Consider the following 23,010-nt stretch of genomic DNA (forward strand, 5'->3'; position numbering starts at 1 on the left):
TTTCCGCGCCTCCGATCGGCCATGATCAGGTGGCGGGCAGCGCGGCGGCCAGCAGCACGACGCCGATCGACCCCACCAGGGCACTGACGGCCATCGTCCGGGCCAGGCGGGGGCGGGCGCGGGCGGCGGCCCAGCCGTGCAGGGCGGCGGCGGCCATGACGGCGCAGAACAGCAGGAGTTTGGCGGCCAGGACGCGGCCGTAGCCGGGTTCGGCGAGCGAGGCCCAGGTGACGCCCTTGTGCCAGGCGATGGCCACGCCGGTGGCGAGCTGGAGGGGCAGGAACAGGGCGGCGGTGAGCAGCCCGAAGCGGCGGCCGACGGCGCCGAGCACCAGGGCGCGGCGCTCGTCGTCCAGCAGGCGGCGGGCCAGCGGCAGCAGGACGAGGGAGACGGCGAGCTGGCCGCCGACCCACAGCGCGGCCCCCAGCACGTGCAGGAAGCGCACCACCGACCACCAGGTCATCGCGCGCCCGCCCGGTCGCCGGGCGCCGTCCGGCGCGGGATGCCGGTCGCGCCGAGGTGGAGGCGGGCGTAGAAGTCCTCCAGCGCGGCCAGGGTGCTGTTGATCGTGCTGGTGGCGTAGCGGCCGTCGAGCTCGCCGTGGTAGGCGTGGGCGGTGCGGACGGCCACAGTCGTGTCGGCCAGCGGCTCGCCCGCCAGCAGGCCGCGGTCGGCGGCGGCGGCGACCCAGGTCAGGTAGCGGCCGACGCGGCGCAGGTAGCTGGCCTTGCTGGAGGCGGCCAGCGGCGAGCCGGCCAGCGCGGCGGCGTAGGCGGCCAGCATCGTGTCGTAGGGCGCGGCCAGCCCGCCGGGCCTTCTTCGCTCATACATGGGCGGCCAGTTCCTTCTGGTAGGGGAAGCTGCCGGGCTCGTAGGCGCACCACGGCTCCTCGCCGAGGACGTCTCCCGAGCAGGCGTAGGCGCGTGACCGGGAGCCGCCGCAGATCGTGCGGAACTCGCACGCGCCGCACCGGCCGGTCAGCCGATCGGGGTCGCGCAGCGCGGTGAACAGCGGCGAGGAGCGGTAGATCCCGGTCAGGGGCCGGTCGCGCACGTTCCCGGCGTCCAGCGGGAGGAAGCCCGAGGGGTGCACGGTCCCGGTGTGGGAGACGAAGACGAACCCGCGTCCGGCGTTGACGTCGACGGGCGGGCGGCGGCTGCGCCGCTCCTCGATCAGCCCGGCCTGCTCGGCGCGTCGCCGCAGGGTGCGGTAGAGCGGGCCGAGCCGCAGCGCCCCGGCGTGGTCCACGCCCTGCCCGGCCAGGACGAGCCGCTGCACGGCGACCCGCCGGAAGTGGTGGGCCTCGGTGGTCTTGACCGGGATCGCGGTGCCGACGTCGTGCAGGAAGTGCAGCACGTCCTCGGTCTCGTGCGGGGTCAGGGCGGCCAGGTCGCGGCCCCGGCCGGTGGGCACGAGGAAGAACACGCTCCACAGCAGCGCGCCCTCCTGGCGGACCAGGGCGGCGCTGTCCGGCAGGCTCGCCAGGTTGTGGCGGGTCACGGTGGTGTTGATCTGCACCTTGAGCCCGGCCGCGCGGGCCGCCCGCCAGGCGCGCAGGGTGCGGGCGAACACGCCGTCGTAGCCGCGGAAGGCGTCGTGGACGGGCGCGGTCGCGCCGTCGAGGCTGAGCGAGACGGCGGCGGCCCCGGCCTCGCGCAGCCGGGCAAGGTTCGCCGGGCCGAGGGCGGGGGTGGCCGACGGGGACACGGCCGGGGCCAGGCCGCGGGCGCGGGCGTGGCGGACCAGGTCGAGCAGGTCGGGCCGCTCGAACGGGTCGCCGCCGGTGATCACGAACAGCGGCGGGGGCGTGCCGAAGTCCGCCACCTGGCCGATGAGCCGGCACGCCTCCTCGGTGGTCAGCTCCTCCGGGTGCCGGTCGGGCACGGCTTCGGCGCGGCAGTGCAGGCAGGCCAGCGGGCAGGCGCGGGTGGCCTCCCAGATCACGATGAACGGGCTCGCGGCGACGTCGCGCCGGACGCGGCGCAGCGGCCGTCCGCCGGGTGGTGCGGTCATGCGGGTGCTCCTCGCAGGAGGTGGTCCACGACGTCGGCGGCCGAGTGGTCGTCGGGCAGGCCGTCCAGGAAGCCGAGGTCCTGGCCCAGGGTGAGCAGGGCGGGCTCGTGGTAGCCGTCGGCGCGGTGCTGGCCCAGGCCGATGGCGGCGGTCAACCCGTTGCACAGGCACTGACGGCCCTCGGCCTCCTCGGCGGGCCGGCCCTTGCGGACGTAGGCGTCCACGGGTTCGGCGGGGCAGCGGTAGCCGATCGCGCCGCCGGGCCTGACGTACGGGGTGCGCAGGTAGCCCAGGTCGCACAGCCGGGGACGCCGGTCGAACACCCCGGGCTCCGACAGGGTGCCGGGCAGGCTCGCGACCTTGAACGGGAAGCCGGTGGGCGAGGCGCGCGGGTCGTTGCGCACCTCCAGCGCGCCCCGGCGGGCCCGGCTCAGCATGCGCCGCCGCAGGCCGTCGTCCAGGCCCGACTCCCGGCACAGCGCGAACGCCGTCCCGACCTGGATGCCGGCGGCTCCGGTGGCCCGCGCGCCGGCCGCGCCGCCGGGGGTGGCGTAGCCGCCGGCCAGCCAGAACGGCAGGCCGATCGCGGCGACCTTGGCGGTGTCGGCCTCGTCGCGCGGCCCGTAGACGGGTTCGCCGCGCTCGTCGAGCACCAGCCGGCCACGCGGCGGCGCGCTGTGCCCGCCGGCCACCGGCGTCTCCAGGACGAACCCGTCGGGCCTGGTCACCGGCGAGCGGGCCAGGTAGGCGGCCAGCACGTGCGAGGAGACGATCGCCAGCAGCTTGGGACGCCGCAGCGGCTCGGCCGGGGCGGGCCGGTGCGCGGGCCACAGGGCGGCCGGGTCGAGGCCGACCGTGTGGCGGGCGTCGCCGGCCTCGGCCACGGCGACGGTGAGCTCGGCCGGGCGATGGGCGGCGAAGGCGTCGAGCAGCGCCGGGATCTCCGCCGGGATGCCGGCGCCCATCAGCACGTAGTCCACGCCGGCCAGCATCGCGCCGTAGGCGGCGGCGGGGGTGGCGAGCTGGATCTTCTCCAGGTAGTTGACACCGACCGGCCCGTCGTGGCCCTGCTTGGCCAGGAAGACCTCGGCGAAGTTGGCGACCACGGTCAGCTCGTCGCGGGCCCGGCTGGGCCGCAGCCCGAGCCGGGGCACCGGCCGGTACGGCGTGCCGGGCGCGATCCCGCCGGGCACGAACCAGCGTCCGAGCACCCGTTCGGCGAGCTCGGGGATCGGGAAGCAGGCCAGCGCCCGGCGCAGGTCGCCGCCGGGGTCGCCGCGCTGGAGGCGGCGGGCCAGGGCGACGTCCAGGGCGGTGCCCGACACCACGCCGAGCTGCCCGGTACGGGCGACCGCGCGCGCCAGCCGCCATCCGGACACCGCGACGCCCATGCCGCCCTGGATCAGGACGGGGAGCCCGGCCTCAGACACGCCGGTGGACGGCACGAGGTCCTCCGGCTGGGTGGTTCCGGACGTCGCCGGTCGCATGGTTCCCGTCCCGTCACTCGTCGGCGGCGAGGGTGGCGCCGCAGGTCAGCAGGGCGGCGCCGGTGAGCGTCAGCAGCCCGCCCAGGCCGATGGCCAGGTTGCCGAGCTGCCAGGCCTGGTAGGCGTTGAGCAGGGAGGCGCGCAGCATCTGGCCGGTGAAGGCGGTCTGCCGCAGGCCCTCCAGCTCGGCGTCCGCGCCGCCCGCCGCGAACAGCTCGGCGCTGACCTGCGCGTACGTCCGGCCGCCGGTGGCGGTCAGCACGTTGCGGCCGATCACCTGGGCGTAGGCCCTGGCCTGCGGGCCGGTCAGGACGGCGCGGCCCTGGTGGGCGGCGAGCCCGGCGGGCAGCCCCTTGGCGGGGAAGCTGATGGCCTGCCGGCGCAGCTCGTCGCGGATCTCGCCGCGCGCCTGGACGCCTCGGGCGGCCATGACGGGACCGGCGGCCGCCATCGCGGCGCCGGCGGCGCCCAGAAGCGCCCTCGCCGCGCCTCGGACAACGCTCATCTCATCCTCCTGGTCACGTGGATCGCCGGTGGACCGGCGGGTGGTCCGGCGGGGGGCCGCCGGGGCGGGCGGTCAGCCGGCGGCGAGCCACAGGTCGGGCCCGAAGACCTCGTAGTGCACGTCGCGGGCCGCCACGCCGGCCTTGAGCAGCGCGGCGCGCGCCTCGCGCATGAACGGCAGCGGCCCGCACAGGTAGGCGACCGCGCCCCGCGGGATCGGCACGCCGGCCAGGTCCATCAGGCCGTCGCGGTCGGGGGCCTGGGCGCCGCGCTCGTACCAGAAGACGTGCTCGGGGGCCAGGCGGGTCATGTCCTCGCGCAGCGCGTGCCGGTCGGGCGAGCGGTCGGCGTGCAGGGTCAGGACGCGGCGGCGGGAGCCGGTGGCGGCGAGGTGGTCGAGCATGGCCACCATGGGGGTGCCGCCGATGCCGGCGCTCACCAGCACCAGCGGCGCCTCGGAGTCGTCCAGGGTGACGTCGCCGAAGGGCGCCGACAGGGTGAGCTCGTCGCCCTGGCGCACGGTGGCGTGCAGCAGGGTGGACACCTCGCCGGCGGGGTCGCCGTCCACGCGCTTGACGGTGATCCGGCGCAGGCCGTCGCCGGCGTTGGACAGCGTGTACTGGCGGAGCTGGCGCACGCCGTCGGGCATCTCGACCTGGACGCTGACGTACTGGCCGGGGCGGGCGGGCGGCGGGGGCTCCTCGCCGAGCGGGGTGAGCAGGAAGGAGGCGACGTCGGGCGTCTCCTCGCGGCGGCCGGCCACCCGCCAGCGCCGCCACGTGCGGCCCTCGACGGCGCCTGCCTCGGCGTAGAGGCGGGCCTCCATGGCGATCAGGGCGCCGGCCATCAGCCAGTAGACCTCGTCCCAGGCGGCGGCGACCTGCGGGGTGACGGCCTCGCCCAGCACCTCGGCGATCGCGCCGAACAGGTACTTGTGCACGATCACGTACTGGTCGTCGGTGACGCCGACCGCGGTGTGCTTGTGCGCGATCCGCGCGAGCAGGTGGTCGGGCCGCTGGTCGGGGTGGTCCAGGAGGGTGGTGGCGAAGGCCGCGACGGAGGCCGCCAGCGCCTTGCGCTGCTCGCCGCTGGCCTGGTTGCCGCGGTTGAACAGGCCGTCCAGCAGCTCGGGCCGGTCGGCGAACATCGTCGCGTAGAACCGCTCGGTGATCGCGTCGAGCGAGGCGCCCACGACGGGCAGCGTGGCGCGGACGACGGCGGCGGATTCCGCGGACAACATGTGACCTCCACAGTCCCAGGGGTGAGACCCGCGACCGCGGGCCGGTTCTCAGGCTAGGGAGCGCGGCCCGGCCGCTGACCGGGGCGAACGTCCGCACTTGAAGGGCCGAAGGTCCCGGACGGGACATCCGGCCGCCCGCGGGCCGGTCGGCGGGGAAGATGGGACTTTCGTCCCTGCCGCGGGCGGCGGCGGGTGCGGGATCCTGGAGAGCATGCAGCTCGACTCGTCCGGACTGCAGGTGCTCTCCGAGGAGGAGTGCTTCCTGCTGCTGTCCTCGATGCCCATCGGGCGGATCGTGTTCACCGATCGTGCCCTGCCCGCCGTCCAGCCGGTCAACTTCTGTCTCGACGGGCGGTCCGTCGTGATCCGCACCGCGGCGGGGTCGAAGCTGGCGGCGGCCACCCGGCGGGCCGTGGTGGCCTTCGAGGCCGACGACTTCGACGCCGGGCTGCGTACCGGCTGGTCGGTCACGGCGGTGGGGCACGCGCGCGAGGTGACCGACGCCGCCGAGCTGGCCCGCCTGGCCGGGCTGCCGCTGACGACGTGGGCGCCGGGCGAGCGGGACCACTACATCGTGGTCGAGGCCGAGCAGATCTCCGGCCGGCGCATCGACCCCGCCCGCGCGGCCGTCGTGTGACGGGTTCCTGAACGGCCGGCGCCGCCCCCCGGTCCAGGGGGCGGCGCCGGTTCTCAGTCCTCGTGCGCGGTGGTCACCAGGCCGTAGTCGCCGTCGTCGCGGCGGTAGAGGAGGCAGCCCGCTCCGGTCGCGGAGTCGGCGAAGAAGACGAACGGGAAACCGGTCAGCTCCAGCCGGTCGAGGGCCTGCGCGGCGGTGAGGCGGGGGGCGGGCAGCGGGCTGACCGAGATCGCCGCGCAGGTCGGCGCCGGCAGGTCGGGACGCGGGTCGAGCTGGGCGAGGCGGTAGCCGTCGCCGGTGCGGTAGATCACGCTGTCCTGGCCGGTCGCGGCCTCGGTGAACAGCAGGAAGTCGTAGTCGAGGTCGTCCATGTCCACGGCCGCCTCGTCGGGCACGGCGCGGGCGGCCGTGTACGTCCGGACGATGCGGCGTTCCCCGGCGGGCGGGGCGGGGTGGGGCGGCCGGGGGTGGCGGCCGCGCCGGTTCTCCCAGTCGCGGGTGCTCTCCAGCAGCCGCGCCCGCAGTCGGTCGCCGAGCAGGTGGATGGCAGCGCGGGTGGAGCCGGCGCCGGCCCGGGCCCTGATGAGCCGGCCCTGGACGTCCACCACGGCCTCGGCCGTCCGCCGCTCCCCCGCGACCTGCGGTGTGGCGGCGAGCTTGACCGTCGCGCCGAGCACCGGCTCGTGGGCGAGCCGGGTCAGGTCGGCCACGGTGTGGCGGGCACGCCGCACGTCGGCCGCGCGCACGCCGCCGCCGCGGATCCTGACCTGCACGTCGTCGGCGTCAAGGGCGATGGGCCTGTGCCTCATTCGTGAACACCTTCTTCGCATCCGGTGGTGATGACCCAAGCCTCTGGCCTGGGCGGATGCGGCTGCCAGAGCCGTAGGTCCCGCCGCGCGGTGACCTACGGCCCGCCGGGCGGCGGGCGGCCTCAGAAGCGGCGGTAGCCGGGATGCACGCCCGGTGTCAGGCCCTGGTCGGCGGCGACCAGCTCCAGCAGGGCGAGCAGCTGGCCGCGCTGGTCGGGGCTGAGGCACGAGGTCAGGTCGGCCTCGTGCGCCATCGCGGTCTTCCTGATGTCCTCCATCACCTTCGCGCCCTGCTCGGTCAGGTGCAGCTCGTGGTTGCGGCGGTCGCCGGCCGAGCGGCGCCGCTCCACCAGTCCGGCCCGGTCGAGCGGGTCGAGCAGCGCGGTGACCCGGCTGGGCACGACGCCGAGGTCGGCGGCGAGCGACTGCTGGCTGCGGCCGGGCTGGAGGGCGATCATCCGCAGCAGCCCGACGTCGGACGGCGACAGGCCGAGCTCGGCGACCCGCGCGGCGAACCGGCCGGCGGCGTGCGCGCCGAGCTGCGCGAGCAGGAAGGCGACGCCCATCGGGCGGTTGCGGGACGCGGACACAGCGCATACTGTACTCCGCACAGAACCATTCACAAGAGTGAACCTTTCTCCAGAGAGAAGCAATGCGATGACCACCGACCGGCCTGACTGGCCCAGACATCCCGGACTGGAGGGCAAGGTCGCCCTCGTCACCGGCGGTTCCCGCGGCATCGGCGCGGCCACCTGCCACGCGCTGGCCGCCAACGGCGTCCGGGTCGCGGTCACCGGCCGCGACATCGAGGCGGTGGACCGCGTCGTCGCCTCGATCGCCGCCGAGGGCGGCCGGGCGCTGGCCGCGCCCGGCGACGTGACCGACGCGGGCGTCCTGGCCCGCATCCGCGCCGAGGTGGAGGCCGCGCTCGGGCCGGTGGACATCCTGGCCCCGTTCGCCGGCGGGCAGGGCGCGCCCGCGCCGACCGCGGGGCTCGACCCCGGCCGCTGGCGCGCCGTGCTGGAGTCCGACCTGACCTCGGTGTTCCTCACCGTCCACGAGTTCCTGCCGGGCATGCTGGAGCGGCGCGACGGGTCGATCATCCTGATGTCGTCCACCGCGGGCCGGCAGCCCGGAGGCGCCAACGCCGCCTACGCCGCCGCCAAGGCGGGCGTGGTCATGTTCGCCCGGCACCTGGCCGCCGAGGTGGGCGGCGACGGCGTGCGGGTCAACTGCCTGGCGCCCTCGGCCGTGCTCAACGACAAGCTCGCCGCGCTGCCCGCCGAGCGGCTCGCCCAGCTCGCCGCGGCCTTCCCGCTCGGGCGCGTCGGCCGTCCCGCCGACGTCGCCCAGGCCGTCCTCTACCTCGCCTCGCCCGCCGCCTCCTGGGTGACCGGGGCGACCCTCGACCTCACCGGCGGACGGGTCTCGTGATGAACGCCGCGCTCCGCCCGTCCCCCGCATCCACCGTCCCGACGGAGGCCAAGTCATGACCGACCCGATGACCGAGCGGCTCGTCCGGTTCCAGCGGCCCGGCGCCCTGCCGTACCTGATCGGCGCCGACGAGGCCCGCCTCGCCGCCCTGTTCGGCCTCGACGCCGGCGCCTACCGCGCGCTGCTGGACGCCTTCGACCACCAGACCCGGCAGGCCGCCGAGACGCTGCTGGCCCGGCCCGGCCTCGCCGACGCCGTCGACCGGCTGCCCCTGCACCCCGAAGACGCCCGCGACTCCCGCGACGCCTTCCACGTCGTCGCCCTCGGCGAGAGCACCACCGCCGACCGCCTGTCCTGGTTCGAGATCCTGCGCCAGGTGGTCGCGCTGCGCCGTCCCGGCGACGCCGTCCGCTTCACCAACCTGGCGATCACCGGCAGCACCACCACCCAGGCAATCACCCAGCTCCCCGCCCTCGGCTTCCAGCGGCCCGACCTGGTGCTGTGCATGATCGGCGCCAACGACGCCCAGCACCTGGCCCCCGACGCGCCGACCCTGGTCAGCGCCGCCGAGACCGAGCGCAACCTGGCCATGCTGCACGACCTGGCCCAGCAGCGGGGGGCCGTCCGCTGGGTCTGGCTCACACCCAGCCCCTTCGACGAGCCGCGCGCCGCCGCCTACCCGCACTTCCGGCGCGCCGGCATCACCTGGGCCAGCAAGGACGTCGACGCCCCCGCCGACCACCTGCTGGGCCGTCCCGAGCCGGTCGTGGACACCAGGCTCGCCGTCCGCGAGGAGCACCACTTCCTCGACGACGGCGTGCACCTGAGCATCGAGGGCCAGCGTGAGATCGCCGAGGCCGTCGTACGGGCCCTGGCCGGTGCGGCATGAAGCTGATGGTCCTCGGCGCGACCGGCGGCACCGGGCGCCAGGTGGTCGAGCAGGCGGTCGCCGCCGGGCACGACGTCACCGTCCTGGCCCGCGACCCCGCCCGCGTCCCGGCGGGCGAGCGGGTGAGCGTGATCGGCGGCGACGTGCTCACCCCCGGCCCCTGGCGGGAGGCCGTCGCCGGGCACGAGGCCGTGCTGTCCTGCCTGGGCAGCACCGACCGCGGCCACCCCACCACCGTCTACTCCCAGGGCACCGCCAACGTCATCGCCGCCATGCGTGACGGCGGGGTGCGCCGCCTGCTGTGCCTGTCGTCGGCGGGCCTGGACATCCCGCCGGGCACGCCGCTGGGCCGCCGCCTGGTCACCCGCTTCGTGATCCAGCGCCTCTACCGGCACGGCTACGCCGACATGAGACGCATGGAGGCCGCCGTCACCGCCGCCCACGACATCGACTGGACGATCGTGCGCCCGCCGATGCTCACCGACGGCCCCCTGACCGGCCGCTACCGCACCGCCGAGAACGCGCCCCTGGCCAAGGCGGGCTCGATCTCCCGCGCCGACCTGGCCCACTACCTGCTCGACCACCTCACCGACGAGCACAACCGCCACGCCGTCGTCGAGATCGCCGGCGGCTCCTGATCCGCCAGGCGAACGCCAGCGAAGGCGACATTCCGGCTGACTCGTGCCCGTCCGGCGTGTCAGACTGCGGCAGACGACGCAGCGGGAGGCGGGCATGTGGCCGTTCGTGGGCAGGGAGTCCGATCTGGGCCGCGTCACCACCGCCCTGCGCGATCCGGCGGCCGGCGCGCTGGCGATCACCGGCCCGCCGGGCGTCGGCAAGAGCCGGCTGGTGTACGAGGCGCTCGCCACGCTCGATCCGTCCAGGTTCGTCGTGCATTCGGTGCCGGCCACCTCGGGCAACTCCGACGTGCCGCTCGGCCCGCTCGGCGTGCTCGTGCCCGACGGCGTCGTGGGCGTGGCCAGCCGCGGCGTGCTGGTGCGGGCCATGGTCGCGGCCCTGACGGCCGGGTCGCGCCGCGCGGTGGTCGTCGTGGACGACGCCCACCTGCTCGACGACGAGTCGGCGGCCGTGCTGCGCCACCTGGCCCGGACGCGGGCCGCGTTCGTGCTGGTGGTGCTGCGCGCCGGCGAGCCGTTCTCCAAGTGGCTGGCCGCGTTGTGGACCGAAGGGCTGGCCGAGCGGATCGAGCCGGCCGCGCTGTCGCCGTCCGAGGTGGGCCAGGTGCTGCACGAGGTGCTCGGCGGCCAGGCGGCCGAGCTCACCGTACGCCGTCTGCACGAGCTGACCGCCGGCAACCCGCTCCTGCTGCGCGAGGTCGTGCTGGCCGGCATGCAGGCCGGGACGCTGGCCGAGACCAAGGGCGTGTGGCGATGGGAGGGCCCCTGGCTGGTCGCCCCCCGGCTGACCGAGCTGGTGGCCAGGCGGCTCGGCGCGCTCGCCGACCAGGAACGGTGGGCGCTCGAACTGCTCGCCCTGGCCGAGCCCGTCTCGGTCGGCGTGGTCACCCGGCTCGTCCCCGAAGACCTGCTCACCCGCCTGGAGGCGCGCGGCCTGCTGTGGATCCAGCGCGACGGCCGCCGCTCCCTGCTGCGCCTGGCCCACCCCCTGTACGGCGAGGCGCTGCGCGACGGCTGCCCGGAGCTGCGCACCCGCAGGGCCAAGCGCGTGCTGGCCGAGGCCATCGCCGCCACGGGGGCCCGCCGCCGCTCCGACGCGCTGCGCATCGTCCGCTGGAGCCTCGACGCCGGCGTCCAGCCGCCGCCCGGCATGCTGCTGATCGCCACCCGGCGCGCCTGGACGCTGCTCGACCTGCCGCTGGCCGAACAGCTCGCCCGCGCCGCCACCGAGTCGGCCCTGCTGAACGGCGACGTCGAGCAGGGCGTCGGCGCGGCGCAGGTCCTGTGGCGGGTGCTCATCTCGGGCGAGCGCACCGGCGAGCTCATGGCCATGCTCGACGTCATGGACGCCGTCGCCACTGCCGGCCACCACCACGACAAGATCGCGTTCGGCCGGGCCGAGACGCTGTTCTGGGGGCTCGGCGACCCCGCCGCCCATCGCGCGCTGCCCGTCCGCGACGCGGCCCTGACCTCGGAGCACGCCGAGGAGCGGGCGGCCCTGGGCTCGGTGTTCGCGGCGTTCTCCGGCGACCTGCGCCCGGCGCTGTCGGAGCTGCCGCCGCTGTTCCGGGCGGGGATGGTCAACAAGGAGGCCGAGGTCAAGGCCCGCCTGGCGCACGAGCTGGCCGGCGCCTACGGCGGCCGGCCGCCCGCGCCGCCGCACGACGCGCGCGATCCCGTGCTGGCCGAGGCGGTGGAGAACATGCCGTGGCTGCCGCCGACCACCGCGCTGGTCCAGGTGCAGGGCGCGCTCCTGGCCTGCCGTACGGACCTGGCCGCGCGGCTCGCCGGACGCGAGCAGGAGGCCGCCCTCGCCCACGGCTGGGAGTACGCGCTGATGGTGGCGGCCATCGCGATGGCCCAGGTCGCCCGGTTCACCGGCGACGTGGCGGAGGCCCGGCGCAGGCTGCGCGAGGCCGTCGTCCTCCATCGGCCCGACACCGTCACCGGCCGCCTGCTCCACCGCCTGCTCTACGGCGAGGTCGCGCACGCCGAGGCGCTGGCCGGTGAGGCCGACGCCGCGCAGGCCGCGCTGCGCACCGCCGACCGCCTGGAGTGGCCGCCCGCGACCATGTTCGGGCTGTGGGCCGACCTGGCCCGGCCGTGGGTGGCCGCCGCCCGGGGCGACGCCCGCGCCGCGGCCGGCCTGGCCCGCGCGACCGCCGTCCGGGCGCAGGCCATGGGCGCCGCGGCGGTGCACGCGCTCGCCCTGGCCGACGCCGTCCGGCTCGGCGCGGACGTACGGACCGCCCCGCCCGCCGCCACCACGGACGGCGGCGAGTCCCCCTACCTGCGATACGCGGCGGCGATCAGTACCGGCGACCCCGCCGCGCTGGAGGCGGCGGCCGGGGACTTCGCCCGCCTCGGCCTGCACCCCCTGGCCGCCGAGGGGTACGGCCGCGCCGCGCGCCGTCACCAGGAGCGCGGCCGTGCCCACACCGCCCGGCGCTGCTGGGGCCTGTCGGCCGAGCACCTGCGCCGCTGCCCCGGCCTGGCCCTGGCCGAACGGCTGCCCTCGACCGCTGAGCTGACCGCCCGCGAGCGCGAGGTGGCGACGCTGGCGCTGACCGGTTTGACCCACCGGCAGATCGCCGAACGGCTGGGCATCTCCAAACGCACCGTCGACAACCACGTCGCCCGCGCCTACGCCAAGCTCGGCGTCACCAGCCGCGGCGAGCTGCGCGACGTCCTGCGCCCCTGACGGCCGCCACCGCACCGCCCGGCCCGGCCGCCAGGCCCGGTCGTCAGACCCGGTCGGCGGCGCGGGCGGGTGGCGCGGTCGCCTCGCGGGTCCACGACGACGGCGCGGCCCCCTGCAACGGCGTGAAGTACCACAGGAAGGAGAGGGTGGGCGCGACGACGCCGGCGATCAGGTCGGCCCCCGACCCGCCGCTCCCGCCGAACCCCGCGCCGCTGACGCGGGCGTGCAGGTCGATCCACGCCCGGTAGTCGTGGCGGGCGGCGCAGGCGAAGTCGCCGCTGACCGCCGCCGACCCGCCCGGCGCCGGGTTGCTGAACAGCAGCTTGTTCTCCCCCACGTTGAACCCCGAGTCCCGCGCGATGACGAACTCCGGCCCGGTGACGACGGTGCCCGCCGTGAGGTCCTCCAGGCTGACGGCGAGGGTCACCGACAGCTCGGAGGAGTTCCACGACCTCTCGACGTGGAAGCGGGAGTCGGGGTCCAGCCGGAACGTCGCCCCGACCTGGGCCACCGAGGGCCCGTCGATGCGCCCGTTCTCATTGCGCGGGACGCCGATCGACGCGCCCAGCGAGGTGATCTGGTCCGCGGTGGAAGGCGCGCCGCGGTTCGTCGCCATCCGCAGCGCCAGATGGCCGGTGGCCAGGTCGTGCACGGCGGGGGCGACGGTGGGGGCGCCCAGGACCGCGCCGCCGGCCTCCCACGTCCAGTCGACCCTTGCGAAAAACGTCATGGTCCGTCCTCCTTGTGTCGGCTGTGGTCAGCGGGGTGGTCCGGCGGGGATCCGCAGGGCCGTCTGGCCGGCCAGGCTCTGCCTGGTCAGCTCGGCGCTGCGCCGGAGGCTGTCGCCGTTGGCGCGCAGCTGCTCGGTGCGCAACCGCCAGTCCCGGTCCCGCGCCTCCGAGCCGTCCGCCCCCTGCCGCTGCGTCTGCGTCCGCGCTTCTCCGGCCGGCGTCGCCGCGGCCCGCCCGGTCGGCAGGACCGTCGCCGCCGTCGTGGCCACCGCGGCCGCCCCCGTCAGCCGCAGCAGCCCTCTCCTGCCCACGGACGGCTCCCGGTCGCCGTTCTGCTCGTCGTGCATCGCCCACCTCCATGCCGTGGTCTTCCTGCACCACGATGGTGGCCGCGCCGCGGGTCCCCTGTCGTGAGCACGCACGTGCTCAGCCGCGCCCGCCCGTACTCATCGGCGGCCCGCCGGCCGGGACGGCCTCCCGGCCGGCGGCGGCCTCAGGCCAGCCGGTCGGCGAGGAAGCGCAGGGCGCTGTCGATCTCGAAGTCCGGCACGTCCGCGTGCCCGCCGGGGTTGGCGTGCAGGGTCTTCTCGGCCGAGGCCAGGGCGTCGAACAGGGCCAGGGCCTCGGCCCGCGGCACCCGTTCGTCGTCCCACTGCAGCAGGAACCGCACCGGGACGGTGATCCCGGCGGCGGCCTGGGCCGAGGCCGGCGAGGTGCCGCTCAGCCCCAGGACCGCCGCGCCGATCCGCGGCTCGGCGGCCACCAGCGGGATCCCCAGGGCGCAGCCCAGCGACACGCCCCAGTAACCCACTGGCCCCTGGTCGCCGAGCGCGTCCAGGACCGACCGCCACTCCGGCACGGTCCGGGCCGCCAGCAGCGCGTGCAGCTCGGCCAGCAGCGGGGTGGGGTCGCCCGCGCCGGCCATCCGCTCCCGCAGCGCGGCGATGAGTCGCTCGTGCTCGGCGCCCGGAGGCCGGTCGCCGTGGGCCGGGGCGTCGATGGCCGCCGCCGCGAGGCCGCGTTCGGCCGCCAGCCGGTGCGCGCGTCCGACGACGCCTGGGGCCCGCTTGTGCTGCCCGCCGCCGTGCCCGATGAGGATCAGGCCGCGGGGCTCGGCGTCCTGTGGGGTCCACAGGACGCCGGGGACGTCGCCGAGGGTGAAGGATCGTTCGATGACGCCGTCGGCCGACGTCCGGGAGAGAAAACGCATGCGCGTCTTGAGCCTTTCGGGATGCTTGTGCGGGCGCTCCCTAGGCGATGCGCATGAGGGAGCCCCGACCTGTCACGACGTTGATCGGTCTCACCTCCTCAGTTCGATGCGTGGCAAAACGTACCACACCATCAGTTCTCCGCCGCGGTGAAGGAGATCCACACGTCCGGCGGGACGTCCGGGCGGTTCGGGACGGGCCGGCGCTCCTCCGTCCACGCCGCACCGGCGAACTCGGTCGCGACGCGCCGCCAGAACGCCACGCCCGCCGTGTTGGCGTCCTGGAAGGCGATCCGCCACGGCCCGGGATGCCGGGAGATCACCTCCCGGACGACCCGCAGCCCTATCCCGGACCGGCGCGCCCCGCGCACGACGAAGAAGCTGTTCAGCACCCGGACCGGTCCGGCCGCCGCACGCACGAACGCGAACCCGACCGGCCGGTCGCCGCTGGTGAACAGGTAGGCCGTCCAGTCCTCGCCGTCGAGGGCGGTGCGCAGGCGGTCGCCGTGGTAGGTGCCGTCGGGGTCGGGCAGGCCGCCCTGGAAGTCCGCCATGTCGTGGCGGAACATGAGCCAGAGGCGTTCGACGGTGGGATGGTCCGCGGCCTCGACGGGCCGCACGCTTACCGGAGAAATGCTCATACAAGCACTCTCGGCCAGATGCAACATCCGGCCGGAAGGTACAAACTAGCAGAAGACGATCATCGCAGGCGACCCGCGGGCGTCAGCCGTGCAGCAGGTCGAGGATGTGCGGCCAGGCGTCGGCTCCGAGCCCGGCGTCGGCGACCGGGTCGCCCCCGTAGAGGAAGTCAGGAGACTCGGGGGCGGGCCCCTCCCCCGGCAGGCGCGGACGGTGACCGGCCTCGGCCCGGCTGACCACCCGCACCGGGAGCCCGTCGGCGCGACGCCGGGCGGCCAGCCGCCCGGCGAACGGCAGGGACGGCCACATGGCGTCGTCCCCGCCCGCCACCAGCAGCACGTCGGCCGCCGCCGCCTCGATCGGGATCTCCGCGGCCGGCACCAGGCCGGCGAACGTGCGCTCGCTGAGCTCGTACAGCTCGCGCAGGGCCAGCGGGCCGTGCTCGGGCTCGGCCTCGGCCCAGTCGTCGTCGTACGGGACGAACGGCAGCGGCCGCCCCCGCCACGTCCAGGACGACCGGTAGGGACGCCTCTCCCCGTCCGGCCCCGGCCCGACGTTGCCCCACACGACCGAGGTCGGCGACAGCGCCACCACCCCGCCGATCCGAGGGTCCCGGACGGCAGTCAGCAGCGCGGCCTCGGCCCCCTTCGACATGCCCAGCACGCAGACCCGCCGGACGCCGGTGGACTCCAGCAGATCGACGGCCGACACGAACGTCTCCAGCGGGATCTCGCAGATGCCGGGCGGCTGCCCCGGACCGCCGAACCAGCGGATCGACAGCGCGGTCACCCCCTCCGCGGCCAGCAGGCGGGCCCTGTCCCGTTCGATCCGCCCGCTCGACCCCGCCAGCACGAGCACGCCCGTGCGGACGGCCGGGCCGGGCGTGACCAGGACGCCTTCCCACGGGGAGCTCAGTTCGCGCTCGTCCATCACCGTCACCCCTCGGCCTTGGGCGGAACGGCATTCTACTGAGACCGCGCGCTCACCGAAATGGTGCATCATGGCCGGAACACCCCATGACGAGCGGAGCACACCATGTCCTTCCAGGCCTACCTGGACAACATCGAGGGCAAGACCGGGCTGACCCCCCGCCAGTTCATCGCCCTGGCGAAGGAACGCGGCTTCGACGCCCCGTCCACCAAGGCCGGGACGATCATCGACTGGCTCAAGCAGGACTACGACCTCGGACGCGGCCACGCCATGGCCCTCGTCCACGTGATCAAGAAGGGGCCGCAGATCGACGCCAGGCACGTCGGCGGCACCGGTTCCCACCGCGACGAGTCCGACGTCCTCTGGCTGGACGGCAAGGACAACCGCCCCGGCCCCGCCTGACCGCCCGGCGGGGATTCATCTCCCGCCGGGCGGCTTTACGTTGTAGATCTGTAGGAGTCAGAAGTCGGCGTCGAAGCTGACCGAGCCGGTCACCCCCACCTGGTACGCCGACACCCGCCGCTCGAAGAAGTTCGACAACTCCTGCACGTCCTGCAGCTCCATGAACGCGAACGGGTTCTTCGACCCGTACAGCGGCTCGATGCCGAGCTGGGCCAGCCGCCGGTCGGCCACGTGCTCCAGGTACGCGCGCATGTCCGCCGTCGACATGCCCGGCACGCCCTGCCCGAGCAGGTCCTCGGCGAACTGCGCCTCGCAGTCGACCGCCTCGGCCAGCATCTCCCTGACCTGGCCGGCCATCTCCTCGTCGAAGAGGTCCGGCTCCTCCTGCCGGACGACGTCCACCACGTCGAAGGCGAAGGCCATGTGCATGGACTCGTCGCGGAAGACCCAGTTGGTGCCCGAGGCCAGCCCGTTCAGCAGGCCGCGCGAGCGCAGGAAGTAGACATAGGCGAACGCGCCGTAGAAGAACAGGCCCTCGATGCAGGCGGCGAAGCAGATCAGGTTGAGCAGGAACGCCCGCCGGTCCTCGCGGGTCTCCAGCCGCTGGAGGCTGCCGATGGAGTCGATCCAGCGGAAGCAGAACTCGGCCTTGCGCCTGATGGAGGGGATGTTCTCCACCGCCGCGAACGCCGCGAACCGCTCCTCCTCGTCCGGCACGTAGGTGTCCAGCAGGTTCAGGTAGAACTGGACGTGCACCGCCTCCTCGAACAGCTGCCTGCTCAGGTACAGGCGCGCCTCGGGGGCGTTGACGTGCTGGTAGAGGTTGAGCACCAGGTTGTTGGCCACGATCGTGTCGCCGGTGGCGAAGAAGGCGACCAGGCGGCTGACCAGGTGGCGCTCGGCCGCCGACAGCTTGGGCAGGTCCTTCAGGTCGGAGTGCAGGTCCACCTCCTCGACCGTCCAGGTGTTCTTGATCGCGTCGCGGTAGCGGTCGAAGAACAGGGGGTAGCGCATGGGCCGCAGGGTCAGGCTCATGCCCGGGTCGAGCAACATCGGGTTCTCCTCGGGGGTCACTGGCAGGCCTCGCACGACTCGGGGTTCTCCAGGGAGCACACCAGGGCCTCCTCGGACTTGTTCGCGCGGGGCGCGGCGGGCGCGGAGGGCGCGAGGGGCACGGTGGCCTGCTGGATGCGGGTGGCCGGGCGCGAGCGCAGGTAGTAGGTGGTCTTCAGGCCGGACTTCCAGGCGTACAGGTACATCGAGGAGAGCTTGTCGATCGTCGGCGCGCTCATGAACAGGTTGAGCGACTGGCTCTGGTCGATGAACGGCGAGCGCGCGGCGGCCATGTCGATCAGCGCCCGCTGCGGCAGCTCCCAGGCGGTGCGGAACAGCCGGCGCACGTCCTCCGGCAGCTCGGCGATGCCCTGCACCGACCCCTCGGCCTGCTTGATGGCCGCCCGGACGCGCTCGTTCCACAGGCCGCGCGACTTCAGCTCGGCCACCAGCGCGTTGTTGATCTGCAGGAACTCCCCGCTCAGCGTCTCGCGCTTGAACAGGTTGGACACCTGCGGCTCGATGCACTCGTAGCAGCCGACGATCGAGGCGATGGTGGCGGTCGGCGCGATCGCGATCAGCAGCGAGTTGCGCAGGCCGTGCGCGGCGATGCGCTCGCGCACCGCGTCCCAGCGCGCGGACTGGGTGCCGTTCCGGCCCCACAGGTCGTGCTGGAGCCGGCCGCGGGCCGCCCACGTCTGGTCGTAGGCGGGGTGGGCGCCGAAACGCTCGGCCAGGCCGGCGGAGGTCTCCAGCGCCGACAGGTAGATCTCCTCGGCGATCCGGGTGGACAGCTCCTTGGCCTCGGCCGAGTCGAACGGCAGGCGCAGGGCGAAGAAGACGTCCTGCAGGCCCATCACGCCGAGGCCGACCGGACGCCAGCGCGGGTTGCTGGCCGCGGCCTGCTCGCTCGGGTAGTAGTTGATGTCGATCACCCGGTCGAGGAAGGTGACCGCGGTGCGGACGGTGGCGCGCAGCCGCTCCCAGTCGATGTCGCCGCCGGTCAGGTGTGCGGCGAGGTTGACCGACCCGAGGTTGCAGACCGCGGTCTCGGCGTCGCTGGACACCTCGACGATCTCGGTGCACAGGTTGGACAGGTGCACCACGTTGCCGGGCTCGGCCGCCTGGTTGCACAGGCGGTTGGCGGCGTCCTTGAAGGTCATCCAGCCGTTGCCGGTCTGGGCCAGGGTGCGCATCATCTTGGCGTACAGGTCGCGGGCCTTGATCTGCCGGACGTACCGGCCGTCGCGCTCGGCGGCGCGGTAGGCCTCCTCGAACGCCTCGCCCCACAGGTCGGGCAGCTCGGGGACCTCGTCGGGGTCGAACAGCGACCAGGTGCCGTCGGCCTCGACCCGGCGCATGAACTCGTCGGGGATCCAGTTGGCCAGGTTGAGGTTGTGGGTGCGGCGGGCGTCCTCGCCGGTGTTGTCGCGCAGCTCCAGGAACTCCTCGACGTCGGGGTGCCAGGGCTCCAGGTAGACGCAGGCCGCGCCCTTGCGCCGGCCGCCCTGGTTGACGGCGGCCACCGACGCGTCGAGCGTGCGCAGCCACGGGACGATGCCGTTGGAGTGCCCGTTCGTGCCGCGGATCAGCGCGCCCCGGGAGCGCACCCGCGACCAGGAGATGCCGATCCCGCCGGCGAACTTCGACAGCTGCGCCACCTGGGCGTACCGGTCGTAGATGGAGCCGATCTCGTCACGGGGCGAGTCGACCAGGTAGCAGGAGGACATCTGGGTGTGCCGGGTGCCGGAGTTGAACAGCGTCGGCGAGCTGGGCAGGTAGGCCAGCGACGACATGAGCCGGTAGAAGCCGACGGCCTCGGCGGGCGTCTCGGCCAGCCCGCAGGCCACGCGCAGCAGCCAGTACTGCGGCGTCTCCACCACCAGCCGGGTGGACGGGTGGCGCAGCAGGTAACGGTCATAGACCGTGCGCAGCCCGAAGTACTCGAACCGCAGGTCGGCGGTGACGTCGATGGCGTCGTCCAGCTTGCGGGCGTTGGCGTTGACGAACTCGGCGGTCTCGTCGCCGATGAGCCCTTCGGCGTGGCCCAGCCGGATCGCCTGGCTGAAGGAGGCCACGCCCTGCCCGCGGACCTCCTTGTCGATGTAGCCCGACAGCAGCCGCGCGGCCAGGCGCGAGTACTGCGGCTCCTCGCCGATCATCTCGGCGGCCGTCTGGATGGACAGCCGGTCCAGCTCGGCGGTGGTGGCCCCGTCGTAGAGGCCGCTGATCGTCTTGGTGGCCACCCGCATCGGGTCGATGTCCGTCAGATCGGTCGCCCAGTGCTCCACCGCACGTACGATCTTGTTGACGTCGACCGGCTCAGCGGTGCCGTTGCGCTTGCGCACCTGCATCTGCACGCGCCGCGGCGCGGACCTGTCGGCGTCCGCCCGCGCCGGCTCGGCCAGGTCCGTCATCGGGTCCCCTGTGACCGTCACTGCGCTCTCCCCTCGTGAACTCGGTCAGCTGCCGAGAACGCGCGCAGGAGGCGGACGGCGAGGCGCCACAGCCCTCTCGCCAGCGCCGTCCACCGTCCCACGCGGTCTCGGAGCAGCCGCGCGCGCATGATCGCGCGCGGCGCGCCGGCAGGTCTTCGGACTCGTGGGCATGCTGTCGCTGCCTACTGGCCGTCGCTTCCCGGGCCGTCGGCCCAGTGCGTGTGACGGCGTTCGTTCCCACTCACCGCTGCGGGGCAGTCCCGGATTCCCACCGGGTTCCCTCTTGCCTCGGCCGCCCTGGCGGGGCGACCGAACCGGCTGCGGGGAACACCATATATAGGGTGGATCAAAAAGTCACACCCAACATCTCGTGTTGCGAAGAACCCGCGCTCCGATCCGTCCGCCCGTCGCGAGGCCGGCCGGGCCGCCTCTCCGCGTGCCGCGCGGGCGGGGCGTGTGATCGACGCCACAGACCGGTCGCGCCCGGTTTTCGCTACCTTAGGTATCGATACTTCAAGTAGCGAAAAGCTGAGGAGACGACCATGAGCCAGACCTCCACCGGCCGTCCGGTCACGCCGGACTGGGACACCGTCACCCCCGCCGAGCTGGCCGCCTACGCCGAGGCGGAGAACCGGCTGCGCGCCTCCGCCGAGGCCCAGGCGATCACCGGCCGGCCGGACCCCGGCGCCACCATCGACTGGCGGACGGTGGCGCTGCCCGGCCGCGACATCCGCGTCCGGGTCCACCGGCCGCGCGCCGCGGCAGAGCCGGGGGACGTCCTGCCGCTCGTGCTGCACGTGCACGGCGGCGGCTTCGTCGGCACGGCGCCGCAGAGCGACTGGGTCAACAGCCACCTCGCCGCCCGCCTGCCCGCCGTCGTCGCCTCGGTGGACCACCGCCTCCTCGACCGGCGCACGCCGCTGGCCGACGCCGCCGACGACGGCTGGGACGTGCTCCGCCACGTGCTGGAGCACGCCGCGCAATGGGGTGTCGACCCGGCGCGGACCGTCCTGTTCGGCGAGAGCTGCGGCGGCCTGATCTGCGCCCTGGCGGCGATCAGGGCACGCGACGCCGGCCTGCCCCTGAAGGCGCAGGTGCTGGTCAACCCGGCCGTGGACGTGACCGGGACGATGTTCGACCACCCCTCGATCGCCCGGTACGCCGACACCCCGACGCTCAGCGTGCCGGTGCTGCGGCTGTTCCACCGGCTCGCCGTGCCCGAGGGGACGGACGCCCGCGCGCTCTCCCCGCTGCACGCCGACGACCTGGGCGGGCTGGCCCCGGCGCTCGTGGCGGTGCCGACCCACGACCCGATCGCCGACCACGGCCGCCGCTACGCCGAGGCGCTGCGGGCCGCCGGCACCCCCGCCCGCCTGGCCGAGTACCCCGAGGCCGGGCACGCCTTCCTCAGCATGCCGGCGCTGGCCCCCCAGGCCGAGGACGCGCGGGCGGACATCCTGCGCTTCCTTCGCGACGCCCTCGCCGCGTAACCCCGCGACCGGAGCGGGGACGGGCCGCCCCTCGCGTGCCGCCGGGTTCTGCTTCATGATTCGAAGTGTCACCCCGTGGCCCCTCGCGATGGGACGGTCAGTGAAGCGCATCCTCGCCTGGGTCGGCGTCAACGTCGACATCCTCGTCGCCCTGGCGGTGGCGGTCGTCGTGAGCATTCTGGACGTCGCGGGCATCGCCACCGCGGAGGCCGTCAGCAACGCCACCGTGGCCACGCTGGCGGTGCTCGCGTTCGTCATGCTGCGCAGCCGGACGCGGGCGCAGTCGGCGGAGAACGCCGTGGAGCGGGCCGTGCTCGCCGCCGATCGCAAGCTCGACCTGCTGCCGTCCCTGCTCCAGGAGCAGTCGGCGGTCCGGCTGGTGCGCGGCGAGGAGTTCAACCGGGTGCTGGCGCAGGCGCGCGGGGACACCGACCGGTGGATCTTCAAGGGCTCGACGGGCGCGTACGTGCGCGCGGTGACGCTGCCCGAATGCCTGGCCAAGGCCCGTCAGGGACGGCGGGCGCTGCTGGTCCGGCTGGAGATCCTGGACCCGGACGACCTCGCGCTGTGCGAGCGGTTCGTCCGCCTGCACCGCAGCCTGGCGCTGGACGACGACAGCCCGGAGCTGACCTGGACCGCCGACGGCACCCGCAGGGAGCTCTACGCGACCGTGTTGTCGGCCTGCTGGCATCACCAGCGCTACGAGCTCCTGGACATCGAGATCGGGTTCTCCTCGATCGCCTCGACGTTCCGCTACGAGCTGTCCTCCCGCCACATGTTCATCACGCAGCGGGGGCCCGGCTTCCCCGCCACCGTCATCACCGGGAACGCCCTGGCCCTCGACTGCTGGGCCACCGAGCTGCACGCCAGCCTCCGCCAGGCCCGCCCGCTGAACCTCAGGGGCGCCGAGGACGTGACGCTGTCGTTCTCGCCCACGGTCGAGGAGGTCCGGGCGCTGTTCGAACGCCTCGGCCTGGCCCTGCCCGGCGCCTACGGCGACGAGGACGTCGAGGAGATCGTCGGGATGGCCTTCAGGAACGTCGACCCGTACGACAAGGCGGCGGCCTGGGGGTGAGCCGCCGCCGGTGCGGTCAGCGCACGGCGTCCCGGGCGACGACGCCGTGCGCCAGCCGGGTCAGGGCGGCGGCGATCTGCCCGGGGGTGAGCCCGCGCCTGCGCTGCTCTGCGTAGACGTCGGGGCCCAGCGGGGCGAGCAGGATGTCGGCCAGCGCCTCGGTCTCCGGGACGCCCGCCTCGGTCAGCAGCACCCGCACGTGCGCCCGCCAGAACCCGTAGGCGCCGGTGGCGTAGCGCAGCGCGCCCTGCTCGGCGCCCAGGACCAGCGAGATGTGCTCGTCCAGCAGGCCGACCATCGCGGCGTAGAAGGCGGCGAGCCGCTCGGCGGGGGGCGCGCCGGGGCCGAGCGGCGGGTCGCCGCGCAGCAGGCGTTCCTGCAGCGCGCGCTCGTGCTCGTCGAGCAGGGCCTGCGCGATCGAGACGGTGTCGGGATAGCGGCGGTAGAGCGTGCCCCGCCCGACGCCCGCGGCCTTGGCGATGTCGTCCATCGTCACGCCGCGCGGGTCGCGGGTGGCGAACAGCTCGGCCGCCGCGGCGAGCACCTTGGCGCGGTTGCGGGCGGCGTCGGCGCGCTCGCGCGGGCGGCCCGCCTCCGCCACGGGACGTCCGGTCAGCAACTCGGTACGGGACTCCATGGCGGCGACTCTAACCCACTCCGAGATAAGTGGACAACGTGCCCGCTTAGTTGCT

At 74.7% G+C, this 23,010-nt stretch carries 24 protein-coding genes and 1 riboswitch; of the genes, 8 read left to right on the top strand and 16 right to left on the bottom strand.

What is annotated here, in order from left to right; genetic code table 11:
• Positions 1 to 25: 25 nt before the first annotated feature.
• The 6 genes from AB0J71_RS36845 to AB0J71_RS36870 all read right to left on the bottom strand — a co-directional run bounded on the left by AB0J71_RS36845 (position 26) and on the right by AB0J71_RS36870 (position 5,245).
• Positions 26 to 463 (bottom strand): hypothetical protein, encoded by a 438-nt coding sequence (locus AB0J71_RS36845; RefSeq protein WP_352328625.1) that lies wholly within the window; start codon positions 461 to 463, stop codon positions 26 to 28.
• Positions 460 to 831: a hypothetical protein gene (locus AB0J71_RS36850; protein WP_364418554.1), complete on the bottom strand. Its 372-nt coding sequence runs from the start codon at positions 829 to 831 to the stop codon at positions 460 to 462. Before AB0J71_RS36850 ends, AB0J71_RS36845 begins: the two co-directional genes overlap by 4 nt.
• Positions 824 to 2,014 (bottom strand): TIGR04053 family radical SAM/SPASM domain-containing protein, encoded by a 1,191-nt coding sequence (locus AB0J71_RS36855; RefSeq protein ID WP_364418556.1) that lies wholly within the window; start codon positions 2,012 to 2,014, stop codon positions 824 to 826. The genes AB0J71_RS36850 and AB0J71_RS36855 overlap by 8 nt, the downstream gene beginning before the upstream one ends.
• Positions 2,011 to 3,501, bottom strand: coding sequence for a nitronate monooxygenase (locus tag AB0J71_RS36860; RefSeq protein ID WP_364393556.1), 1,491 nt, complete (start codon positions 3,499 to 3,501; stop codon positions 2,011 to 2,013). The genes AB0J71_RS36855 and AB0J71_RS36860 overlap by 4 nt, the downstream gene beginning before the upstream one ends.
• Positions 3,502 to 3,514: 13 nt before the next feature.
• Positions 3,515 to 4,006 (bottom strand): hypothetical protein, encoded by a 492-nt coding sequence (locus AB0J71_RS36865; RefSeq protein WP_364418558.1) that lies wholly within the window; start codon positions 4,004 to 4,006, stop codon positions 3,515 to 3,517.
• A 72-nt stretch (positions 4,007 to 4,078) separates the two neighbouring features.
• Positions 4,079 to 5,245: a globin domain-containing protein gene (locus AB0J71_RS36870; protein WP_364418560.1), complete on the bottom strand. Its 1,167-nt coding sequence runs from the start codon at positions 5,243 to 5,245 to the stop codon at positions 4,079 to 4,081.
• 211 nt (positions 5,246 to 5,456) lie between these two features.
• On the opposite strand from AB0J71_RS36870, the gene AB0J71_RS36875 reads away from it, so the two are divergent.
• On the top strand, positions 5,457 to 5,882 hold the full coding sequence (locus tag AB0J71_RS36875; protein WP_364418562.1) for a pyridoxamine 5'-phosphate oxidase family protein: 426 nt from the start codon (positions 5,457 to 5,459) through the stop codon (positions 5,880 to 5,882).
• A gap of 53 nt (positions 5,883 to 5,935) precedes the next feature.
• Here AB0J71_RS36875 and AB0J71_RS36880 read toward each other — a convergent pair whose 3' ends face one another.
• Together AB0J71_RS36880 and AB0J71_RS36885 are read right to left on the bottom strand one after the other, a co-directional pair.
• Complete coding sequence (locus AB0J71_RS36880; protein ID WP_364418564.1) at positions 5,936 to 6,691, bottom strand: sigma 54 modulation/S30EA ribosomal C-terminal domain-containing protein; 756 nt, start codon at positions 6,689 to 6,691, stop codon at positions 5,936 to 5,938.
• Between the two features lie 122 nt (positions 6,692 to 6,813).
• Positions 6,814 to 7,281, bottom strand: coding sequence for a MarR family transcriptional regulator (locus AB0J71_RS36885; RefSeq protein WP_364393568.1), 468 nt, complete (start codon positions 7,279 to 7,281; stop codon positions 6,814 to 6,816).
• A 67-nt stretch (positions 7,282 to 7,348) separates the two neighbouring features.
• On the opposite strand from AB0J71_RS36885, the gene AB0J71_RS36890 reads away from it, so the two are divergent.
• From AB0J71_RS36890 to AB0J71_RS36905, 4 genes are all read left to right on the top strand, one after another.
• A complete protein-coding gene (locus AB0J71_RS36890) occupies positions 7,349 to 8,125 on the top strand; it encodes an SDR family NAD(P)-dependent oxidoreductase (protein WP_364418566.1) in 777 nt (258 codons plus the stop codon).
• 55 nt (positions 8,126 to 8,180) lie between these two features.
• Positions 8,181 to 9,014 (top strand): SGNH/GDSL hydrolase family protein, encoded by an 834-nt coding sequence (locus AB0J71_RS36895; protein WP_364418568.1) that lies wholly within the window; start codon positions 8,181 to 8,183, stop codon positions 9,012 to 9,014.
• Entirely contained in the window at positions 9,011 to 9,652 is a 642-nt protein-coding gene (locus AB0J71_RS36900) for an SDR family oxidoreductase (RefSeq protein ID WP_364418570.1), read from the top strand. Before AB0J71_RS36895 ends, AB0J71_RS36900 begins: the two co-directional genes overlap by 4 nt.
• 94 nt (positions 9,653 to 9,746) lie before the next feature.
• Positions 9,747 to 12,353 (top strand): LuxR C-terminal-related transcriptional regulator, encoded by a 2,607-nt coding sequence (locus AB0J71_RS36905; RefSeq protein ID WP_364418572.1) that lies wholly within the window; start codon positions 9,747 to 9,749, stop codon positions 12,351 to 12,353.
• 43 nt (positions 12,354 to 12,396) lie between these two features.
• Here the strand turns inward: AB0J71_RS36905 and AB0J71_RS36910 are convergent, their stop codons facing one another.
• From AB0J71_RS36910 to AB0J71_RS36930, 5 genes are all read right to left on the bottom strand, one after another.
• Complete coding sequence (locus AB0J71_RS36910; protein WP_364418574.1) at positions 12,397 to 13,083, bottom strand: hypothetical protein; 687 nt, start codon at positions 13,081 to 13,083, stop codon at positions 12,397 to 12,399.
• A gap of 27 nt (positions 13,084 to 13,110) precedes the next feature.
• On the bottom strand, positions 13,111 to 13,431 hold the full coding sequence (locus AB0J71_RS36915; RefSeq protein WP_364418576.1) for a hypothetical protein: 321 nt from the start codon (positions 13,429 to 13,431) through the stop codon (positions 13,111 to 13,113).
• Between the two features lie 146 nt (positions 13,432 to 13,577).
• A complete protein-coding gene (locus AB0J71_RS36920; protein ID WP_364418578.1) occupies positions 13,578 to 14,294 on the bottom strand; it encodes an alpha/beta hydrolase in 717 nt (238 codons plus the stop codon).
• A 131-nt stretch (positions 14,295 to 14,425) separates the two neighbouring features.
• The gene (locus tag AB0J71_RS36925) at positions 14,426 to 14,932 is read right to left on the bottom strand and encodes a GNAT family N-acetyltransferase (protein ID WP_364418580.1); all 507 of its coding nucleotides are present in this window, start codon (positions 14,930 to 14,932) and stop codon (positions 14,426 to 14,428) included.
• Positions 14,933 to 15,014: 82 nt separating this feature from the next.
• Positions 15,015 to 15,860, bottom strand: a complete 846-nt coding sequence (locus tag AB0J71_RS36930; RefSeq protein WP_364418582.1) for an acyl-CoA thioester hydrolase/BAAT C-terminal domain-containing protein — start codon at positions 15,858 to 15,860, stop codon at positions 15,015 to 15,017.
• Positions 15,861 to 15,965: 105 nt separating this feature from the next.
• Between AB0J71_RS36930 and AB0J71_RS36935 the strand changes: the two genes are divergently transcribed.
• On the top strand, positions 15,966 to 16,262 hold the full coding sequence (locus AB0J71_RS36935) for a DUF4287 domain-containing protein (RefSeq protein ID WP_364418584.1): 297 nt from the start codon (positions 15,966 to 15,968) through the stop codon (positions 16,260 to 16,262).
• A gap of 57 nt (positions 16,263 to 16,319) precedes the next feature.
• On the opposite strand, the gene AB0J71_RS36940 is transcribed toward AB0J71_RS36935, so the two are convergent.
• Positions 16,320 to 17,351, bottom strand: a complete 1,032-nt coding sequence (locus AB0J71_RS36940; protein WP_364418586.1) for a ribonucleotide-diphosphate reductase subunit beta — start codon at positions 17,349 to 17,351, stop codon at positions 16,320 to 16,322.
• Positions 17,333 to 19,753, bottom strand: coding sequence for a ribonucleoside-diphosphate reductase subunit alpha (locus tag AB0J71_RS36945; protein WP_364418588.1), 2,421 nt, complete (start codon positions 19,751 to 19,753; stop codon positions 17,333 to 17,335). The genes AB0J71_RS36940 and AB0J71_RS36945 overlap by 19 nt, the downstream gene beginning before the upstream one ends.
• A gap of 128 nt (positions 19,754 to 19,881) precedes the next feature.
• Positions 19,882 to 20,087: riboswitch (cobalamin riboswitch) on the bottom strand.
• A 208-nt stretch (positions 20,088 to 20,295) separates the two neighbouring features.
• On the opposite strand from AB0J71_RS36945, the gene AB0J71_RS36950 reads away from it, so the two are divergent.
• Complete coding sequence (locus AB0J71_RS36950) at positions 20,296 to 21,243, top strand: alpha/beta hydrolase (protein ID WP_364418590.1); 948 nt, start codon at positions 20,296 to 20,298, stop codon at positions 21,241 to 21,243.
• 100 nt (positions 21,244 to 21,343) lie between these two features.
• Entirely contained in the window at positions 21,344 to 22,318 is a 975-nt protein-coding gene (locus AB0J71_RS36955; protein WP_364418592.1) for a hypothetical protein, read from the top strand.
• A gap of 16 nt (positions 22,319 to 22,334) precedes the next feature.
• Here AB0J71_RS36955 and AB0J71_RS36960 read toward each other — a convergent pair whose 3' ends face one another.
• Positions 22,335 to 22,955, bottom strand: a complete 621-nt coding sequence (locus AB0J71_RS36960) for a helix-turn-helix domain-containing protein (RefSeq protein ID WP_364418594.1) — start codon at positions 22,953 to 22,955, stop codon at positions 22,335 to 22,337.
• Positions 22,956 to 23,010 lie beyond the last annotated feature (55 nt).

The sequence above is a fragment of the Nonomuraea sp. NPDC049637 genome (genome assembly GCF_040675235.1).
GTDB lineage: Bacteria > Actinomycetota > Actinomycetes > Streptosporangiales > Streptosporangiaceae > Nonomuraea.

Coding starts and splice junctions, on each gene's coding strand:
- AB0J71_RS36845 (WP_352328625.1), bottom strand. CDS start 463: ATGACCTGGTGGTCGGTGGTGCGCTTCCTGCACGTGCTGGGGGCCGCG.
- AB0J71_RS36850 (WP_364418554.1), bottom strand. CDS start 831: ATGTATGAGCGAAGAAGGCCCGGCGGGCTGGCCGCGCCCTACGACACG.
- AB0J71_RS36855 (WP_364418556.1), bottom strand. CDS start 2,014: ATGACCGCACCACCCGGCGGACGGCCGCTGCGCCGCGTCCGGCGCGAC.
- AB0J71_RS36860 (WP_364393556.1), bottom strand. CDS start 3,501: ATGCGACCGGCGACGTCCGGAACCACCCAGCCGGAGGACCTCGTGCCG.
- AB0J71_RS36865 (WP_364418558.1), bottom strand. CDS start 4,006: ATGAGCGTTGTCCGAGGCGCGGCGAGGGCGCTTCTGGGCGCCGCCGGC.
- AB0J71_RS36870 (WP_364418560.1), bottom strand. CDS start 5,245: ATGTTGTCCGCGGAATCCGCCGCCGTCGTCCGCGCCACGCTGCCCGTC.
- AB0J71_RS36875 (WP_364418562.1), top strand. CDS start 5,457: ATGCAGCTCGACTCGTCCGGACTGCAGGTGCTCTCCGAGGAGGAGTGC.
- AB0J71_RS36880 (WP_364418564.1), bottom strand. CDS start 6,691: ATGAGGCACAGGCCCATCGCCCTTGACGCCGACGACGTGCAGGTCAGG.
- AB0J71_RS36890 (WP_364418566.1), top strand. CDS start 7,349: ATGACCACCGACCGGCCTGACTGGCCCAGACATCCCGGACTGGAGGGC.
- AB0J71_RS36895 (WP_364418568.1), top strand. CDS start 8,181: ATGACCGACCCGATGACCGAGCGGCTCGTCCGGTTCCAGCGGCCCGGC.
- AB0J71_RS36900 (WP_364418570.1), top strand. CDS start 9,011: ATGAAGCTGATGGTCCTCGGCGCGACCGGCGGCACCGGGCGCCAGGTG.
- AB0J71_RS36905 (WP_364418572.1), top strand. CDS start 9,747: ATGTGGCCGTTCGTGGGCAGGGAGTCCGATCTGGGCCGCGTCACCACC.
- AB0J71_RS36910 (WP_364418574.1), bottom strand. CDS start 13,083: ATGACGTTTTTCGCAAGGGTCGACTGGACGTGGGAGGCCGGCGGCGCG.
- AB0J71_RS36915 (WP_364418576.1), bottom strand. CDS start 13,431: ATGCACGACGAGCAGAACGGCGACCGGGAGCCGTCCGTGGGCAGGAGA.
- AB0J71_RS36920 (WP_364418578.1), bottom strand. CDS start 14,294: ATGCGTTTTCTCTCCCGGACGTCGGCCGACGGCGTCATCGAACGATCC.
- AB0J71_RS36925 (WP_364418580.1), bottom strand. CDS start 14,932: ATGAGCATTTCTCCGGTAAGCGTGCGGCCCGTCGAGGCCGCGGACCAT.
- AB0J71_RS36930 (WP_364418582.1), bottom strand. CDS start 15,860: ATGGACGAGCGCGAACTGAGCTCCCCGTGGGAAGGCGTCCTGGTCACG.
- AB0J71_RS36935 (WP_364418584.1), top strand. CDS start 15,966: ATGTCCTTCCAGGCCTACCTGGACAACATCGAGGGCAAGACCGGGCTG.
- AB0J71_RS36950 (WP_364418590.1), top strand. CDS start 20,296: ATGAGCCAGACCTCCACCGGCCGTCCGGTCACGCCGGACTGGGACACC.
- AB0J71_RS36960 (WP_364418594.1), bottom strand. CDS start 22,955: ATGGAGTCCCGTACCGAGTTGCTGACCGGACGTCCCGTGGCGGAGGCG.